This window comes from Pantoea sp. JGM49, assembly GCF_018257655.1.
In the GTDB taxonomy this organism is placed as follows: domain Bacteria; phylum Pseudomonadota; class Gammaproteobacteria; order Enterobacterales; family Enterobacteriaceae; genus Pantoea; species Pantoea communis.
In genome coordinates, this window is sequence record NZ_JAERJM010000002.1 from 294,929 (window position 1) to 313,250 (window position 18,322).

The 18,322-nt window shown below is 53.1% G+C and carries 16 protein-coding genes and 6 tRNA genes; 2 read left to right on the top strand and 20 right to left on the bottom strand.

The genetic code is table 11. The annotated features are described in order from the left end of the window. The first annotated feature begins 199 nt into the window (after positions 1-199). Complete coding sequence (locus JK231_RS04505) at positions 200-682, top strand: zinc ribbon-containing protein (protein ID WP_097117433.1); 483 nt, start codon at positions 200-202, stop codon at positions 680-682. Positions 683-756: 74 nt separating this feature from the next. On the opposite strand, the gene JK231_RS04510 is transcribed toward JK231_RS04505, so the two are convergent. The 9 genes from JK231_RS04510 to miaB all read right to left on the bottom strand — a co-directional run bounded on the left by JK231_RS04510 (position 757) and on the right by miaB (position 10,065). Then, entirely contained in the window at positions 757-1,482 is a 726-nt protein-coding gene (locus JK231_RS04510) for an amino acid ABC transporter ATP-binding protein (RefSeq protein ID WP_034829065.1), read from the bottom strand. Next, a complete protein-coding gene (gene gltK / locus JK231_RS04515) occupies positions 1,483-2,160 on the bottom strand; it encodes a glutamate/aspartate ABC transporter permease GltK (protein WP_058960797.1) in 678 nt (225 codons plus the stop codon). After that, the gene (locus tag JK231_RS04520; protein ID WP_034829069.1) at positions 2,160-2,900 is read right to left on the bottom strand and encodes an amino acid ABC transporter permease; all 741 of its coding nucleotides are present in this window, start codon (positions 2,898-2,900) and stop codon (positions 2,160-2,162) included. Before JK231_RS04520 ends, gltK begins: the two co-directional genes overlap by 1 nt. Positions 2,901-3,061: 161 nt before the next feature. After that, complete coding sequence (locus JK231_RS04525) at positions 3,062-3,955, bottom strand: glutamate/aspartate ABC transporter substrate-binding protein (RefSeq protein WP_039330499.1); 894 nt, start codon at positions 3,953-3,955, stop codon at positions 3,062-3,064. 439 nt (positions 3,956-4,394) lie between these two features. Continuing rightward, positions 4,395-5,921 carry an apolipoprotein N-acyltransferase gene (gene lnt / locus JK231_RS04530; RefSeq protein ID WP_097117432.1) on the bottom strand — a complete coding sequence of 509 codons (1,527 nt, stop codon included), beginning with the start codon at positions 5,919-5,921 and terminating at the stop codon, positions 4,395-4,397. Positions 5,922-5,925: 4 nt separating this feature from the next. Beyond that, positions 5,926-6,807, bottom strand: coding sequence for a CNNM family magnesium/cobalt transport protein CorC (gene corC, locus JK231_RS04535; RefSeq protein ID WP_034829075.1), 882 nt, complete (start codon positions 6,805-6,807; stop codon positions 5,926-5,928). Between the two features lie 84 nt (positions 6,808-6,891). Further along, positions 6,892-7,365: an rRNA maturation RNase YbeY gene (gene ybeY, locus JK231_RS04540; RefSeq protein ID WP_097117431.1), complete on the bottom strand. Its 474-nt coding sequence runs from the start codon at positions 7,363-7,365 to the stop codon at positions 6,892-6,894. Next, positions 7,362-8,435, bottom strand: coding sequence for a PhoH family protein (locus JK231_RS04545; protein WP_058960793.1), 1,074 nt, complete (start codon positions 8,433-8,435; stop codon positions 7,362-7,364). Before JK231_RS04545 ends, ybeY begins: the two co-directional genes overlap by 4 nt. 205 nt (positions 8,436-8,640) lie before the next feature. Next, positions 8,641-10,065, bottom strand: coding sequence for a tRNA (N6-isopentenyl adenosine(37)-C2)-methylthiotransferase MiaB (gene miaB / locus JK231_RS04550; RefSeq protein WP_058960792.1), 1,425 nt, complete (start codon positions 10,063-10,065; stop codon positions 8,641-8,643). 169 nt (positions 10,066-10,234) lie between these two features. On the opposite strand from miaB, the gene ubiF reads away from it, so the two are divergent. Further along, positions 10,235-11,407 (top strand): 3-demethoxyubiquinol 3-hydroxylase, encoded by a 1,173-nt coding sequence (gene ubiF / locus JK231_RS04555; protein WP_211728093.1) that lies wholly within the window; start codon positions 10,235-10,237, stop codon positions 11,405-11,407. A gap of 86 nt (positions 11,408-11,493) precedes the next feature. Here the strand turns inward: ubiF and JK231_RS04560 are convergent. The 11 genes from JK231_RS04560 to nagB form a co-directional block, all read right to left on the bottom strand. After that, a tRNA-Gln gene (locus tag JK231_RS04560) sits at positions 11,494-11,568 on the bottom strand. A gap of 6 nt (positions 11,569-11,574) precedes the next feature. Further along, positions 11,575-11,651, bottom strand: a tRNA-Met gene (locus JK231_RS04565). Between the two features lie 28 nt (positions 11,652-11,679). Next, a tRNA-Gln gene (locus tag JK231_RS04570) sits at positions 11,680-11,754 on the bottom strand. A 34-nt stretch (positions 11,755-11,788) separates the two neighbouring features. Continuing rightward, positions 11,789-11,863: transfer RNA gene (locus tag JK231_RS04575), tRNA-Gln, on the bottom strand. 21 nt (positions 11,864-11,884) lie between these two features. Next, a tRNA-Leu gene (locus JK231_RS04580) sits at positions 11,885-11,969 on the bottom strand. A 7-nt stretch (positions 11,970-11,976) separates the two neighbouring features. Then, positions 11,977-12,053, bottom strand: a tRNA-Met gene (locus JK231_RS04585). Positions 12,054-12,268: 215 nt separating this feature from the next. Beyond that, positions 12,269-13,936, bottom strand: a complete 1,668-nt coding sequence (gene asnB / locus JK231_RS04590; protein ID WP_211728094.1) for an asparagine synthase B — start codon at positions 13,934-13,936, stop codon at positions 12,269-12,271. Positions 13,937-14,266: 330 nt separating this feature from the next. Next, entirely contained in the window at positions 14,267-15,019 is a 753-nt protein-coding gene (locus tag JK231_RS04595; RefSeq protein WP_034829095.1) for an HAD-IIA family hydrolase, read from the bottom strand. A 39-nt stretch (positions 15,020-15,058) separates the two neighbouring features. Then, entirely contained in the window at positions 15,059-16,279 is a 1,221-nt protein-coding gene (locus JK231_RS04600; RefSeq protein ID WP_034829098.1) for an N-acetylglucosamine repressor, read from the bottom strand. Positions 16,280-16,286: 7 nt separating this feature from the next. Further along, positions 16,287-17,435 carry an N-acetylglucosamine-6-phosphate deacetylase gene (gene nagA / locus JK231_RS04605; protein WP_211728095.1) on the bottom strand — a complete coding sequence of 383 codons (1,149 nt, stop codon included), beginning with the start codon at positions 17,433-17,435 and terminating at the stop codon, positions 16,287-16,289. Positions 17,436-17,495: 60 nt separating this feature from the next. Then, positions 17,496-18,296, bottom strand: a complete 801-nt coding sequence (gene nagB / locus JK231_RS04610) for a glucosamine-6-phosphate deaminase (RefSeq protein WP_034829102.1) — start codon at positions 18,294-18,296, stop codon at positions 17,496-17,498. Between the last annotated feature and the right edge of the window lie 26 nt (positions 18,297-18,322).

The following is an 18,322-nucleotide window of genomic DNA, read 5'->3' on the forward strand; positions in this document are numbered from 1 at the left end:
GACGGGTTCGCATACATTTAGATCCGCATAGCATACCCATAAGGCTCTTCCTCAACAACATTTCACGCCCCGGCTGAGCGGATTTCTACTCAATGCGCCGCCGCTTTCACCCTTTTGCGATTTACTCCGCTTTCGTCACGGCAAATATGACAGAACAGCTAAACTTACTATCAGCTATTCCCGCGGAAAGGAGAACAAAATGAATAACGTGGCGCAGGAGTATCGTGCAACGATAGCGGCATTAACCCAGCGGCTGGAACAGGGCGAGCGTGATGTTGATGCCCTGGTCGCTGAGGCTCGGCAGGAGTTATTAGCGAAAAAGACGCTGACCTCTTCTGAAGTGAATGAGGTGATGCGGGCGGTCAGGCGTGATTTACATGAGTTCGCGCTCAGTTATCAGGAATCTTCAGATGTGCTCGGTGACTCCGTATTCTTGCGCGTCATTCGCGAGAGCGTATGGAAAGAACTGGTGGATATCACGGACAAAAGCCAATTAGAGTGGCGCGAGGTGTTTCAGGATCTACGACATCACGGTGTTTATCAAAGCGGTGAAGTGGTGGGGTTGGGTAACCTGGTGTGTGAGAAGTGCGGTTTTACCCGGGCGATCTATACACCGGAGAGCTTAACTCGCTGCCCGGAGTGTGGGCACGATCATTTCCAGCGTCAGCCTTTTGAGCCTTGATTTGCGGAAAATCGCGCCGCTGCGTGATTAATGGGGAAACCCCATCCATACAGCGGCGCAATTGAGAGCGCTAATTAATGCAGGATCTTCGCGAGGAAGTCTTTTGCGCGGTCGGACTGCGGGTTATTAAAGAAGTCATCTTTGTTAGTGTCTTCGACAATTTTCCCTTCATCCATAAAGATCACGCGATTGGCCACTTTGCGCGCAAAGCCCATCTCGTGCGTCACCACCATCATGGTCATGCCTTCGTTCGCCAGCTCAACCATCACGTCCAGCACTTCGTTGATCATCTCTGGGTCGAGCGCAGATGTCGGTTCGTCAAACAGCATCGCGATGGGGTCCATACAGAGCGCGCGGGCAATCGCCACACGCTGTTGCTGGCCGCCCGAGAGTTGTCCAGGGAACTTCTCCGCATGCGCAGCCAGACCAACACGCGTCAGCAGCTTGAGACCTTTCTCACGCGCAGCGGCTTTATCACGCTTTAACACCTTGACCTGCGCCAGCACCAGGTTATCGACAATGCTGAGGTGCGGGAACAGTTCGAAGTGCTGGAACACCATACCGACTTTGCTGCGCAGTTGTGCCAGGTTGGTTTTCTTGTTGTTCACTTCGGTACCGTTAACCTGAATGCTGCCTTCCTGCACCGGTTCCAGACCGTTCACCGTTTTAATTAAGGTTGACTTACCTGAGCCGGACGGTCCACAGACCACCACCACTTCACCTTTTTTTACTTCGGTGGAGCAGTCGGTCAGCACCTGAAAGTGACCATACCACTTAGAAACATTTTTCAGGCTAATCATTTAAACCGTCCTCTTTCTTTTCAGATAGCTAACCAACAGCGAAGCGCTCAGGCTGATCACAAAATAGACCAGACCGGCAAACAGAACCATTTCAACCTGGGTACCGTCACGCTCGCCAATCGTCGAGGCGGTACGGAAGAAGTCAGCCAGGCTTAGCACATACACCAGCGAGGTATCCTGGAACAGCACAATGCCCTGCGTCAGCAGCAGTGGCACCATGGCGCGGAACGCCTGCGGCAGGATGATCAATTTCATTGATTGCCAGTGCGTCATACCCAACGCGAGCGCAGCATTCGACTGTCCGCGTGAGATGCTCTGGATACCCGCTCGGATGATTTCCGAATAGTAGGCCGCTTCAAACAGTGCAAAAGCAATCATGGCGGAAATCAGGCGAATGTCAGTTTTGGGAGAGAGTCCCAATACCTGTTGCAGTAATGCAGGCACCACCAGATAGAACCACAGCAGCACCATCACCAGCGGGACGGAGCGGAACAGGTTGACGTACAGCTTAGCGAACCAGCGAATCGGCGCGAACGGCGACAGACGCATCACGGCCAGAATCGTGCCCCAGATAATGCCGAACACCACGGCGACGGCGGTAATCTTGAAGGTGATGATCAAGCCATTCCACAAATAGGGCAGGCTGGGAGGAATCGAACTCCAGTCAAACTCGTACATTATTTGCCTCCCAGATTGCCGGGCAGGCGAATTTTACGTTCTACCAAACTCATAATCAGCATGATCACCAGGTTAATACCCACGTAAGCCAGGGTAATGGCGGTGAAAGATTCATAGGCGTGCGCCGAGTAGTCGAGCAACTTACCGGCCTGCGCCGCCATATCCACCAGACCAATGGTCGAAGCGATGGCAGAGTTTTTCACCAGGTTCAGCATTTCCGAGGTCATCGGCGGCACAATCACGCGATAGGCATTCGGCAGCAGCACGTAGCGATAAGTTTGTGGCAGCGTCAGCCCCATCGCCAACCCTGCGTTTTTCTGACCGCGTGGCAATGATTGAATCGCGGCACGTACCTGTTCACAAACGCGCGCAGCAGTGAACAAGCCGAGGCAAATGGTTGAGGAAACGAAGAACTGAATATTGGGGTCCAGTTCTGCTTTAAACCACATCCCCAGTTTTTCGCCCACCAGTTCTGGCGCCACCAGGTACCAGAAGAAGAACTGGACGATCAGCGGGATATTACGAAACAGTTCCACGTAGCAGGTGCCAATGGTCGACAGCAGTCGATTGGGCACGGTACGCAGAATGCCGAAGAAGGAACCTACCAGGAAGGCGATAATCCAGGCGCAGCAGGAAACCGCAACGGTAACCTGAAATCCGGACCACAGCCAGCCGAGGTAAGTCGTATTGCCGAACGGGGCCTGTTGTAAAAAGATGCCCCAGTTCCAATCGATACCCATAACGAGCTCCGGTAAAAAAAGGGTAGCGAGGCTACCCATAAGATTGTTGAGCGGTGTCTTGCGTCCTGCTTCAGGGGAACGACCTGTTGCAGTCTGTCTGTCCGCACCGCGTGTTCAGCAATCGAGAGGGCAGCCTGACTGCCCTTGTTTTCATTGTTAATTCAGAGTGCTTTATCGTTTGGTGCTTTGAACAGCGCCTGCATGTCAGAAGACAGCTCGAAGTTCATGTTTAGATTCTTCGGTGGGATTGGCTGTTTGAACCAGGTATCGAACCACTTAGCGGCTTCACCCGAGGTCTGCGCTTTGGCAATGGTGTCATCCATCAGCTGTTTGAACTGCGGGTCTTCTTTACGCAGCATACAGCCGTAAGCTTCTTTTGACTGAGGTGTGCCAGTGATCTGCCAGTCGTCTGGTTTCTTCGCTTTAGCACGTTCACCTGCCAGCAGAGCATCATCCATCATAAAGGCCACGGCACGACCGGTTTCCAGCGTACGGAAAGAATCGCCATGGTCTTTGGCGCTGATGATGCGCATGTCCATTTTCTTCTCATCGTTCAGCTTGTGCAGCAGAACTTCAGAAGTGGTACCAGAGGTCACGACAACGGTTTTGCCTTTCAGGTCAGCGAAATCTTTGATGTCGCCACCCTTTTTCACCAGCAGACGCGTACCGATGATGAAGACGGTATCGGAGAACGCGGCTTGCTGCTGACGTTCCAGGTTGTTGGTGGTAGAACCACATTCAAAATCGTAAGTGCCGTTTTGCAGCAGTGGAATACGGTTCTGAGAGGTGATCGGCAGCATTTTTACTTGCAGATCAGGCTTGTTCAGCTTGGCTTTGATCGCCGCTACGATGGCGTTTGAGTAGTCTTGTGAATAGCCAACCACTTTTTGCTGGTTGTCGTAGTAAGAAAAGGGAACTGATGACTCACGATGCCCAACGACGATCACGCCGCTATCATTAATTTTTTTCAGGGTGCCGGTGAGATCTTCCGCCTGGGCCGCTCCCGCTGCTGCTCCCAACAGCAGAAGAGATAATGCCACTTTGCGTGTCTGCATGTTCCTACTCCTTTGAATGGATGTTGCGCAGAACATAAACTGCGCAGATTGTGATGTTGTGTGTATTTCGTGCTGCTTTTTTAGTTATCCCTTAGCGCAACTGCGCGCAGGATAGTGATTAACATAGCGAATTGTTAACGCAATGAAACAAAAAAGTTTGTTTTTTGCGAGCCGCTCCGCACCATTAAGAGGCAATAAAAAGCCATTGCGCCGTTTCGGTGCGTGTCAGTGCCAAATAATAGTGCGTGAACATGGCATTACGCTGACAAAACGCTGATGTTGAGAAAATCACTGAAATAAATAGCAATGATCGTGCCAGCACGGTGAAATGCGTGAAAAAGCCAGCAGAGAATCTGGTAAAGCGTAGCCGATGGGAGCGGAAAACAGCGCAAAAAAAAGGCGAAGTGAGCACTTCGCCTGTCAGAATGTGATCGGAGTGTCAGTGGCGACGACGAATAATCGCCAGGACGATGCCGATTAACGTCAGAATCCATACCGGCCAGATGCCTGCTTTGGCATAAGGGGTCTCACCAGTGGTGGGTGTTACCCTGGCTTCCAGCACGTCACGCGTGAACTGCGGGATCTCTTTTTCAACCTCGCCGTTGGCATTCACCACCGCCGTGACACCGTTATTGGTGGATCGCAACAGCGGACGGCCCAATTCCAGTGCACGCATACGCGCCATCTGGAAATGCTGCCACGGGCCGATGGAATGACCAAACCAGGCATCGTTAGAGACGGTCAGCAGGAAGTTGGTATCAGGACGGAAGTTGGCTCGTACCTGCTCGCCCAACACAATTTCGTAGCAAATGGCGCTGGTAAGATCATAACCCGCCACCTTCAACTGCGGCTGCACATAGGCACCACGGCTAAACGACGACATTGGCAGATCGAAGAACGGCGCCAGCGGACGCAGCAGATCTTCCAGCGGCACAAACTCCCCGAACGGCACCAGATGGTTTTTCTGATATCGGTTATGGCTTTGATAGCTGTAAGGCTGCTCGCCGCCCAGCACAATCACGGAGTTGTAATCGTGGTAGCGGTTATCCCCTTCAATGCGTGAATCGACAATCCCGGTAATTAGCGAGCTGCCGCGCTCGCGCAGTTCGGCATCCAGCGCTTTGAGGAACGGCTGCTGATTGCTTTCAAGGTCGGTAATCGCCGATTCCGGCCAGATAATGATGGGCGCTTTGCCCATATAAGGCTGGCTGTAAGAGGTGTACACACGCAACGTATTCAGCAACTGCTGTGGGTCCCACTTCATCGACTGGGGAATGTTGCCTTGCACCATCGCCACGTCCACGCTGCGTTCCGGCAGCGGCTGATACCACTGCAACATGCGCAGTGGCCATGGCAGCAGCAGCAATACCGCGGCCGCCACCAGGCTCTTCACCGTACGATGATAAAGCGCATGCACCATCAGACCGGCGATCACCATTAACAGGAAAGTGATGGTTTCAACGCCCGCCAGCGGCGCAAGGCCTTTGAGCGGACCGTCGATCTGGCTGTAGCCGAACTGCAGCCACGGGAATCCGGTCAGGATCCAGCCACGCAGAAATTCGCTGATTTGCCACAATGCCGGTGCCGCCAGCACCAGACGCCACAAGGTCGCACGTGGCCACAGGCGATTAAGCACCGCCGCAAACAGCATCGGATAAATCGCCAGGTAAGCGGCCAGCAATATCACCAGGAAGATGTTAACCGGGCCAGGCATACCACCAAAGGTGGCGATGCTGACGTAAACCCAGTTAATGCCACTGCCGAACAGCCCAAAGCCCCAGACGAAGCCAATCGCGGCGGCTTGAGGGCTGCGGCGATCCAGTAGCAACAGTTGCAGTCCCGCCAGGGAAACTAATGCGGCAGGCCAAAAATCATAGGGAGAAAAGGAAAGGGTGCCAACGGCACCCGCAATCAAAGCCAGCAGCAGGCGAACCCGCTGCTGCGAGTAGAGAGAGGCTAAAGCCATAAAATTATTCGTCTTCCAGTTGCGGTTGTGGAGAGTCTTCCGGAATTTTCACATGCACCTGGATGATACGGCGGCTGTCGGCCATCGCGACTTTGAATTGGTAACCATCAATGTCGATGCTCTCACCGCGCGCGGGAAGGTGGCCGAATCCCTGCATCACCAGACCGCCAATGGTATCCACTTCATCATCACTGAAGCTGGTACCAAATACCTCGTTAAAATCCTCGATAGGCGCAAGCGCACGTACGGTATAGGTATGGCGGTTTAACTGACGGATATCACGATCTTCTTCATCGTCATATTCATCTTCAATTTCACCGACAATCAATTCGAGGATATCTTCAATCGTGACTAGCCCGGAAACGCCACCGAATTCGTCAATGACAATCGCCATATGATAGCGCTGGGAACGGAACTCTTTCAGCATGCGGTCAACACGCTTACTTTCAGGCACGACAACGGCGGTGCGCAGCACTTTCTCAATGCTGAAAGGTTCAGACGCGCTGCTCATAAACGGCAGCAGGTCTTTGGCCATCAAAATGCCTTCGACGTGGTCTTTATCTTCGCTGATCACCGGGAAGCGCGAGTGGGCGGAATCAATAATGACCGCAAGGCACTCTTCAAGACTTTGGTTGCGTTTAAGGGTGATCATCTGGGAGCGCGGGATCATGATGTCACGCACGCGCTGCTCGGCAATATCCAGCACCCCTTCGAGCATGTCGCGGGTGTCCTGGTCGATCAGCTCTTTTTGCTCAGAATCGCGGATCAGTCCCAGTAGCTCATCACGGTTTTTGGGTTCACCGTGAAAAAGTTGGTTAATTAACAGGGAGAAAAATCCCTTTTTACTACTGGGTGCGTCGCTGTTTTGAGAATGGTCGTCGCTCATGGCGTTTTTATTTCGTTCTCTCTGGTGAGGGAAAGGAACTGCTGGCATCCGCGCCAGCAGCGCAATAACCTGAACCTAAGGGGATCAGGCGTCTTCTTTCTCCGAAATGTACGGGTCAGGATAACCAAGAGCAAGCATTATCTCGGTCTCCAGCGCCTCCATTTCTTCGGCTTCTTCATCTTCAATATGGTCATAACCCAGCAGGTGTAGCGTGCCGTGGACTACCATATGCGCCCAGTGGGCTTCAACGGTTTTGCCTTGCTCTTCCGCTTCTTGCTCAACAACCTGACGACAAATAATCAGATCGCCCAGCAGGGGCAGCTCAATCCCTGGTGGCGCTTCAAACGGGAAAGAGAGCACGTTGGTCGGCTTATCCTTACCGCGATAAGTCAGATTAAGCTTATGACTCTCCGCTTCATCCACCAGACGGATGGTGACTTCACTTTCCGGCTGGAAAGGCGTCACGGCGGCTTCGAGCCAGCGCTGGAAAGCAGGTTCGGCTGGCAGGCCATTTTCATCGGCACAGGCCAACTGTAAATCTAAAATCACCGCGCTCATGAAGGCTCCTGCGGGCTGGATGGGGCGGCAAGTTGAGACGCCAGCGTTTCACGCTTGCGCTCTTCTGCCAGTTTGTCACGGCGCTTCTGATCGGCTTCTTCCCACGCTTCATAAGCATTCACGATGCGTGCGACAACCGGATGACGCACCACGTCTTCGCTGTGGAAAAAGTTAAAACTGATTTCATCGACTTCCGCCAAAACTTCAATGGCATGACGCAGGCCGGATTTGGTGCTGCGCGGCAGGTCAATCTGTGTGACGTCACCGGTGATCACCGCTTTGGAGTTGAAACCGATACGTGTCAGAAACATCTTCATCTGCTCGATGGTGGTGTTCTGACTCTCATCGAGAATCACAAAGGCGTCGTTGAGTGTACGTCCACGCATGTAAGCCAGCGGAGCCACTTCAATCACATTGCGCTCCATCAGCTTTTCCACGCGCTCAAAGCCGAGCATTTCAAACAAAGCATCGTAGAGCGGACGCAGGTAAGGATCGACTTTCTGGCTCAGGTCACCCGGCAGGAAGCCCAGTTTTTCACCGGCCTCTACCGCAGGGCGCGTCAGCAGAATACGGCGGATTTCCTGACGTTCCAGGGCATCAACGGCAGCGGCCACCGCCAGATAGGTTTTACCGGTACCAGCTGGACCCACACCGAAGGTGATGTCATGGTCGAGGATATTAGCCACATACTGCGCCTGATTGGGCGTACGAGGTTTAATCACACCGCGCTTGGTTTTGATGTGAATCGCCTTACCAAACTCCGGCACGCTTTCGGCGGTTTGCTCCAGTACACGGCTCTCTTTGATCGCCAGATGCACCTGGTCCGGTTCAATATCCGGGATTTGGCCACGCACTGGCGCAGTACTCACGTACAGGTCACGCAGAATGTTGATGGCTGCGTCAACGCTGAGCGATCGGCCCACCAGTTTGAAATGGTTGTCCCGGCGGTTGATTTCGACACCGAGGCGTTTTTCCAGCTGCTTCACATTGTCATCAAACGGACCGCACAGGCTCATCAGTCGGCGGTTATCAGCCGGTTCAAGGGCGATTTCACGAGTTTCGATATTCAAATGAATCCTTTGGGTCACTCAGGGCCAGTTGAAGAAGGTGTATCCAATGCTCCATCACAGATTGAGCATCTATACGGAATTATTTATGGGGCAAGGCCCGGCTGCAAGTTACAGAAGCGATATTTGGGCGTTGCAGGTGGAATGCAAGGGGCACGGGATGAAACAGGCGGCAGCACCTTGTGCACTGCCGCGCAAAGTTGGAGTATCAAGGCTGGTAAAGACCGACACCGATGTCATTTTCACGGCGCGTGCGGGCTATCACCGCATCGGGGCTGAGGCTGACACGCAATGCCATTTCATCTTCAGTGCGGATCAGTTTGCCACGCAGCGAGTTGGCATGGACATCGACAATTTCCACGTCAACAAACTTACCGATCATCTCAACAGGCGCTTCGAAGTTCACCACGCGGTTGTTGTCGGTGCGTCCGGTCAGTTCCATGACATTTTTACGTGAGATGCCTTCTACCAGCACACGCTGTGTGGTGCCGAGCATGCGGCGGCTCCACGCCATCGCCTGCTGATTGAGGCGATCCTGCAGAATATACAGGCGCTGCTTTTTCTCTTCTTCCGACACATCGTCAGGCAAGTCAGCGGCTGGCGTACCCGGACGTGCCGAGTAGATAAAGCTGAAGCTGACATCGAAATTCACGTCGCCCACCAGTTTCATGGTCTGCTCAAAATCCTGCTGCGTTTCGCCAGGGAAACCAATGATGAAATCTGAACTCATCTGAATATCAGGACGTGCTTTCTGCAGTTTGCGGACGATGGCTTTATATTCCAGCGCGGTGTGCGCACGCTTCATCAGCGTCAGGATACGATCGGCACCGCTCTGAACGGGCAAGTGCAGGAAGCTCGCCAGCTCTGGCGTGTCACGGTAGACATCAATAATGTCATCAGTGAATTCAATCGGATGGCTGGTGGTAAAGCGGATGCGGTCGATGCCATCAATGGCCGCCACCAGACGCAACAGTTCCGCGAAGCTGCAGAGCTGGTCATCAAAGGTCGTGCCGCGATAGGCGTTGACGTTCTGGCCCAGTAAATTCACTTCTCGCACGCCCTGCGCAGCCAGTTGCGCGATTTCCAACAGAATATCGTCACATGGACGGCTCACTTCCTCGCCTCGGGTGTAAGGGACCACGCAGAAAGTACAGTATTTGTTACAGCCTTCCATAATGGAGACAAAGGCCGTCGGGCCTTCTGCACGCGGTTCTGGCAGACGGTCAAATTTCTCGATTTCCGGGAAGCTGATGTCAATCACCGGGCTTTTCGTCCCGCGCACCTGATTCAGCATCTCTGGCAAGCGATGCAGCGTCTGTGGACCAAATACAATATCCACGCAATTGGCGCGTTCACGCAGGCGTTCACCTTCCTGCGAAGCGACACAGCCGCCGACGCCAATAATCACGTCAGGATTTATCGCTTTCAATTTCTTCCAGCGTCCTAACAGCGCGAAAACCTTCTCCTGCGCCTTCTCACGGATCGAGCAGGTGTTGAGCAGCAGGACATCCGCCTCTTCAGCGTCCTCGGTCAGGGTGTAACCGTGCGTGCTGTTCAGCAGATCGGCCATCTTTGATGAATCGTACTCATTCATCTGACAGCCCCAGGTTTTAATATGCAGTTTTTTGGTCATCGAACTAGCCATTGATTCAGAGCAGGGAAGTGCAGGGCGCGTATTGTAATGCTTTGCTGCTGTTGTGACCAGCACAGCAGGGTCTGAGATTGTGCAGCAAATTTCCGGTACACTTTATCTATCAACGTGATGACGTGAGCTATCACGACAAGCAGAAGGATTAGAGTCAATGCAGGATTCACATTTTGATGTGGTGGTGGTGGGCGGCGGTATGGTCGGTGCCGCGCTGGCTTGTGGACTGGCACAGCAGCAATTTCGTGTGGCGGTGATTGAACGTGCCGAACCCGCTGCGTTTGATGCAGAAAGCCCGCCCGATGTCCGCATTTCCGCGATTGGAGCCTCGTCGGTAGCACTGCTGCGTCAGTTGAATGTGTGGGAACGCGTGCTGGCGATGCGCTGTGCGCCTTATCGCAAGCTCGAAACCTGGGAGTGGCAAAGTGCACATGTGACCTTTGATGCTGCCTCGCTGGGCTTGCCAGAGCTGGGATATATGGTGGAAAACAGCGTGCTGCAACGTGCGCTGTGGGAAAAGATGCAGGAAGAGGGGATCACGCTGATTTGTCCCGCCAGCCTGCAGCAGCTTCAATCGCATCGTGGCGGCTGGCAGGTCCAGCTGGATAATGGTACCACGCTGGATACGCGGCTGGTGGTTGGCGCGGATGGCGCCAACTCGCGCGTGCGCCAGCTGGCGGGAATTGGCGTCCGTGGCTGGCAATACGCGCAGTCCTGCATGCTGATTAGCGTCGAATGTGAGCATGATGCGGGGGATTCGACCTGGCAGCAATTTACGCCAGAGGGGCCACGTGCTTTTCTGCCGCTGTTTGATCGCCACGCTTCTCTGGTGTGGTATGACGCACCGGCGCGTATTCGCCAGCTACAGGCGTTGCCATTGTCACAGCTTGAAAAAGAGATTCACGCCCATTTCCCGGCACGCGTTGGGCGGGTTCAGGTCAAGAAAGCAGCCTCATTCCCGTTGGTTCGTCGCCACGCTACGCGCTATGTTTTGCCGGGATTGGCGCTGGTGGGTGATGCAGCACACACCATCAATCCGCTTGCCGGACAGGGCGTAAACCTCGGGTATCGCGATGTTGATGCGTTGATCAATACGTTGGTGGAGGCGCGCAGCCAGGCTCAGTTATGGTCATCGGATGCGGTGTTAAAGCGCTATCATCGTCAACGCTATAACGATAATTTGCTAATGCAGGGTGGGATGGATCTGTTCTATTTTGCCTTTAGCAACACGCTGGCCCCATTGCGTTTTGTGCGTAATCTGGGATTGATTGCAGCGGAGAATGCCGGAGCGCTGAAACGTAAGGCGCTGAAGTACGCGTTGGGCTTATAGATGGCAGAGCGTCGCAGGGCGCTCCTGGCATTTTCCCGGATGCAGAAAACAATAAAGCCCGCAAAAGCGGGCTTTATTGTGCAATTTGGCTGGGGTGCAGGGATTCGAACCCCGGAATGCTGGTATCAGAAACCAGAGCCTTACCGCTTGGCGACACCCCAAAAATTTGGTGGCTACGACGGGATTTGAACCTGTGACCCCATCATTATGAGTGATGTGCTCTAACCAGCTGAGCTACGTAGCCTGAGTTTACTGCTTACTGCATCCGATAATGGCTGGGATACCTGGATTCGAACCAGGGAATGCCGGTATCAAAAACCGGTGCCTTACCGCTTGGCGATATCCCATTTGTCGACTCGCATCCACGAGTAAATATCGGATTGGCTGGGGTACCTGGATTCGAACCAGGGAATGCCGGTATCAAAAACCGGTGCCTTACCGCTTGGCGATACCCCATCCGGCTGCCGAAGACTGAAATGGTGCGGGAGGCGAGACTTGAACTCGCACACCTTGCGGCGCCAGAACCTAAATCTGGTGCGTCTACCAATTTCGCCACTCCCGCGAAAAGATGGTGGCTACGACGGGATTTGAACCTGTGACCCCATCATTATGAGTGATGTGCTCTAACCAGCTGAGCTACGTAGCCATCTTTTTTCGCTAACCTTCATCGGCGTTGCGGGGCGCATTATGCGTATTGAGCTTTGTAGCGTCAACAAGTTTTTTGCCGTTTTTTGCCTTAAAACGCCTGTTTGACTGGCTTGTAACCAGGGTGGCGGTTTATTCAGCAGTTTTCTATCGTCACATCGACGATGAAAACAAAAAGGGGCCTTTACATACCCCTTATCCTACTCATTCACAAGCTTATTTGTAGGCGGACTGATGCACGCCGACAGCACGACCAGATGGGTCATCCATGTTTTTGAAAGCTTCATCCCACTCAATCGCTTTGGCCGATGAACAGGCAACAGATGGACCGCCTGGAACACACTCTGCTGCACTGGCAATCGGGAACAGCTCTTCAAAGATTTCGCGGTACAAATACGCTTCTTTCGAGTTCGGCGTGTTGTACGGGAAACGGAAGTGCGCGGTAGACAACTGCTGATCGGTGATCTGCTTCGCGGCCACTTCTTTCAGGCTATCGATCCAGCTGTAGCCTACGCCATCAGAGAACTGCTCTTTCTGACGCCATGCCACGCTCTCCGGCAGGTAAGAAGAGAAGCATTCACGCAGAATGTGTTTCTCCATTTTGCCGTTGCTGCCGCACATTTTGTCTTCCGGGTTGATGCGCATCGCCACATCAAGGAATTTCTTGTCGAGGAACGGTACGCGCGCTTCAACGCCCCATGCCGACATCGCTTTGTTGGCACGCGCACAGTCAAACATGTGCAGCGCCAGCAGTTTACGCACGTTCTCTTCGTGGAATTCCTGAGCGTTAGGTGCTTTGTGGAAATACAGGTAACCACCAAACACTTCGTCCGCACCTTCACCTGACAGCACCATTTTGATGCCCATTGCCTTGATTTTACGCGACATCAAATACATCGGCGTAGAGGCGCGAATGGTGGTGACGTCATAGGTTTCGATGTGGTAAATCACATCTCGAATCGCATCCAGACCTTCCTGCACGGTGAAGTGAATCTCGTGGTGCACGGTGCCCAGATGTTCCGCCACTGATTTGGCCGCTTTCAGATCAGGTGAGCCTTCCAGACCTACCGCAAAAGAGTGCAGCTGTGGCCACCAGGCATCACTTTTATCTTCATCTTCCACACGTTTTGCCGCAAAGCGCTTAGTCACGGCAGAAATGATAGAGGAGTCGAGGCCGCCAGACAGCAGCACGCCATAAGGCACGTCAGACATCAGGTGGCTTTTCACTGACTCTTCCAGCGCATGCTTCAGGCCCGCAGCGTCAGTGGTGTTCTCGGCAACGGCAGAGAAATCCATCCAGTCGCGCTGCCAGTAACGACGGATTTCGCCATCGCTGCTGCACAGGAAGCTTCCCGGCGGGAATTCTCTGATGGTGCGGCAAACCGGCACCAGCGCTTTCATTTCAGAGGCGACAAACAGGTTTCCGTGCTCATCGTTGCCCATGTACAGTGGGATAATCCCGATGTGGTCACGGCCAATCAGATACTGCTGCTTCACGCTGTCCCACAGAATGAAGGCGAACATACCTTGCAGATCATCGAGGAAATCGAGACCTTTTTCCTGGTACAGCGCGAGGATCACTTCGCAGTCAGAACCGGTCTGAAACGCATAACGATCGCTCAGTTCAGCACGCAAAGCCTGATGGTTGTAGATCTCACCGTTCACGGCCAGTACGTGGGTGTGGTCAGCGTTGTACAGCGGCTGTGCGCCGTTGTTGACGTCAACAATCGACAGGCGCTCATGCACCAGAATGGCTTTGTCATCGGCATACACGCCAGACCAATCCGGTCCACGGTGACGCATCAGACGGGAACACTCCAGCGCTTTCTTGCGCAGTTCAACAGGATCGGATTTCAGATCCAGCACACCAAAAATCGAACACATAACTGACTCCTGATCTCACCTTGCGGCGATGTTATTTCTACGTTTGTCCGGCAGCCTTGACTGCGTGATGTATAAGAAAATGCGCTATCAGGTGGTGTTAACGCAAGTTAAATTGCGATCTTTTGATAAAAAGATTGTTGTGATGGCTTAAAAATTGAATTTGATCTAATCAAATGTCAATTAAATTAGATGGCGTCTAATGAATTGGCGTTTTGGATGATTTCCTGCGCAATTAATGGTGCACAGAATCATAATAAAGGGATGTAAAAACAAACGCCCTGCTCACACGACGTACGGGCAGGGCGATAAGTAAACGCGATAAGAGAAGGTTTAGAACAGGTCGATATCGGCCACTGAAGGGTAAATCCAGTCAGGGCGGAAAGGCATCGCATCAATGTCACTCAGCGTCGAAACCCCGGAGAGCACCAGAATGGTTTCCAGGCCCGCCTGGAATCCGGCCAGAATATCGGTGCGCAGGTTATCGCCGACAATCACCGTCTCTTCCGAGTGGGCATGCATCTTATTTAGCGCAGCACGCATGATATACGGGCTCGGCTTACCGACGTAAAACGGTTTGCGACCGGAGATGGTTTCGATACCGGCGCAGAGTGCACCGCAGGCTGGCACAAAACCGCGTGCGTGGGTATCCGGGTTGGTGGCGATAAAGCGTGCGCCATTAGCGACAAAGAAAGCCGCTTTATGCATCATTTCCCAGTTAAAGGAGCGCGTCTCCCCAACAATCACAAAATCGGGATTCACATCGGTGATGGTAAATCCGGCTTTATACAGTTCGTGAATCAGCGCGCCTTCGCCAATCACGTAGGCTTTTTTGCCTTCCTGACGACGCAGGAAATCGGCTGTCGCCATCGCCGAGGTATAGAACACTGAATCCGGTACCTCGACACCCGCATTGGCAAAACGGTTTGCCAGATCCTGAGCGGTTTGCGACGGATAGTTGGTCAGCACCACCAGCGGCATCTCTTTTTCAAGGATACGCTGCAGAAACTCATTCGCGCCTTTCACGGCGGTATTGTCGTGCATCAACACGCCGTCGATGTCACAGATTACGCTTTTGATGGTCATATTGGCTTCCGGTCGGGCCCGCCAGACGGCAGGCTTCAATTATTCTTCCAGCAGATGCTGCAGCAAAATACCATTCAGCATCGCACGTTTCGCCAGGGCAAAGGCGCCAATAGCGGAACGGTGATCCAGTTCGGAACGCACCACCGGCAGGTTTTTGCGGAAGGCATTCAGCGCCTGGGTATTAATGCAGCCTTCAATTGCCGGGAACAGCACTTTGTCTGCGTCGGTGATTTCCCCCGCCAATACCACCTTTTGTGGATTGAACAGGTTAATGGCAATCGCAATCGCTTTCCCGAGGTAGCGTCCCACGTATTCGATCACTTCGCAGGCCAGCGCGTCTCCCTGATTAGCGGCACGACAGATTTGTGGCATCAGACAGTTATCCAGCGTCAACGTGCTCGGATAGCCCTGATTGAGCAGATGGCGCACGCGATTCTCAATCGCGCCGTTGGCGGCAATCGTTTCCAGACAGCCAAAGTTGCCGCAGTGGCAGCGCTCACCCAATGGATCGACCTGGATGTGGCCAATTTCGCCCACGTTGCCGTTGCTGCCAAGGAAAATATGGCCGTTAGCGATGATGCCCGCGCCGGTACCGCGATGTAAACGCACCAGAATGGAGTCTGCACAGTCACGACTTGCACCGAAATAGTGCTCCGCCAACGCCAGACTACGGATATCGTGACCGACAAAGCTGGTGACGTTAAAGCGTTTCTGCAAGCTGGATACCAGCGGCCAGTGGCTGACAGCGATGTGCGGCATATAGCGAATAATGCCGTTAATCGGGTCCACCAGGCCTGGCAGAATCACCGCGATCGCGATTAATTCATGAATCTTGCGTTGATGCGCCGCCATAAATGCCGTGATGGCATTGAACAGCGCATTCTCCAGCGTTTCCTGGGTGCGCTCAGGCAGGGGATAATCTTCCTGCGCCAGCGATTTTCCGCTCAGATCGAATAATGTCAGCGTGGCATCATTGCGTCCTAAGCGAACGCCGATGGTATGAAAATGGCGAGTTTCGGTAATGATGGAAATGGCGCGGCGACCACCGGTAGAGGCTTGTTGCTCTACCTCTTTGATCAGGCCGCGCTCAATAAGCTGGCGGGTAATTTTCGTGACGCTGGCGGGCGCAAGCTGGCTGAGATCGGCAATCTGTATACGCGATATCGGCCCTTGTTGATCAATTAGCCGGTAAACGGCTGCACTATTGAGTTGTTTGACAAGATCGACATTTCCTATTTGAGTCTGGCCGCCAGTGGTCATTCAGTACTTACTCGCTGAGGACGTCGTCTCCATTGACTAACGTCTTAGTGATTTGATAATCGCGGGTAAAGACAGTGAGGTTAGCGACTTTTCCTGCTGTCACTGAACCCAGCTGTTTTTCCACCCCCATTGCCTTGGCCGGGTAGAGCGTTGCCATGCGCAAAGCTTCATCCAGCGCGATACCACAATGTTCTACGCTGTTTTGCACCGCTTCAATCATGGTGAGCACAGAACCGCTTAAGGTACCGTTTTCGTCAACGCAAAGGCCGTCGCGATAGTATATTGTTTTGCCTGCAAAAATGAATTTATCAATTGACGCGCCAGCGGGTGCGGTCGCATCCGTTACCAACACCAGCTTGTCACCTTTGATGCGCTTTGCATTACGCACGTTAGCGTAGTGGACATGTAAACCATCCGCAATGATGCCGCAGTATACATCAGGTGAATCAAACAGCGCACCGATCAGACCAGGTTCACGCCCTGCAAAGGTTGGCATGGCATTATAAAGGTGAGTGGCAAAAGAGACACCGGCACTGAAGCCCGCTTTGGCTTCTTCGTAAGTGGCGTTTGAATGGCCCGCAGAGACAATAATGCCGGCATTGCGCAGCTTGCCAATCACATCGGCACCGGCATTTTCTGGCGCCAGCGTCACTTTGGTGATCACGTCTGCGTTGGCGCAAAGAAAATCGACCATCTCCGCATCGGGCAGACGAATCAAATCTGGATTATGGGTACCTTTTTTGGCTTTGTTCAGCCATGGACCTTCCAGGTGCAGACCTAACGCCTGATTAGGGTGTTTGGCCAGATAGGCGCGCATGGTTTCGATGGCACGCTTCATCAAAGCATTGGTGCTGGTGATCAGCGTTGGCAGATAGCTGGTGCAGCCTGATTTTTCGTTGGCACGCTGCATGATTTCCAGCGTTTCCACGCTCAGTGCGTCGATATCATCGTTGAACTGCACGCCGCCGCAGCCGTTTAACTGTAAATCAATAAATCCGGGAGCGATAAACGCACCAGCCACATCCTGCTGTGCAATCGTTGCGTCAAGCGCCTCTCGTGGGCACACTCGCTCAATCAGGCCATCCGCAATCACCACTGCATGATTGTCCAGAATTTCATGACCGGTAAAAATCCGGCCGTTCACTAATGCGTACATCGTTTTTCTCTCCCGGCTAAGCCTGCCGCATTAAGGCAGCAGGTTTTTCACAACGTGTTCTCACACACCTTTCATATTTTCCGCTTCCATTTCGCGGAAATATTTCACGGTTTTCACTTTCAGTTCCATGGTGGCCGGTTCGTCACACACCACCACAGATTTCGCATGCAGCTGCAGACAGCTGATGGTCCACATGTGATTAACGTTACCTTCTACAGCGGCCTGCAACGCCTGCGCTTTCAGATGGCCCGTCACCAGAATCATCACTTCTTCAGCATCCAGTAACGTGCCCACACCTACGGTCAGGGCGTATTTTGGCACCTGATCCACATCACCATTAAAGAAGCGCGAGTTAGCGATACGGGTATCGTGCGTCAGGGTTTTAATGCGGGTGCGGGAAGAGAGTGAAGAAGCCGGCTCGTTAAAGGCAATGTGTCCATCGTTGCCCACGCCGCCCATAAACAGATTAATTTTACCGTAAGAGCGAATCTTCTCTTCGTACTGGCGACATTCTGCGTCAATATCTGGCGCATTGCCATTCAGAAGATTGATATTTTCTGGTTGGATATCAACGTGATCGAAAAAGTTGCGGTACATGAAGCTGTGGTAGCTTTCCGGATGCTCTTTTGGCAGGCCCACGTATTCATCCATATTGAACGTCACCACATGCTTGAAACTAACCTGGCCCGCTTTGTGCATATCAATCAGGTGCTTGTAAGCTTCCAGTGGCGTACCACCGGTTGGCAAGCCCAGCACGAAGGGACGTTCTGCGCTAGGCTTAAACGCATTAATGCGGTTAACAATGTGGCGTGCAGCCCATTTACCCACCTGGGTCGGTGTGGCCAAAGGGATCAGTCTCATGTCTTCACCTCAATTAAGATTAGGAA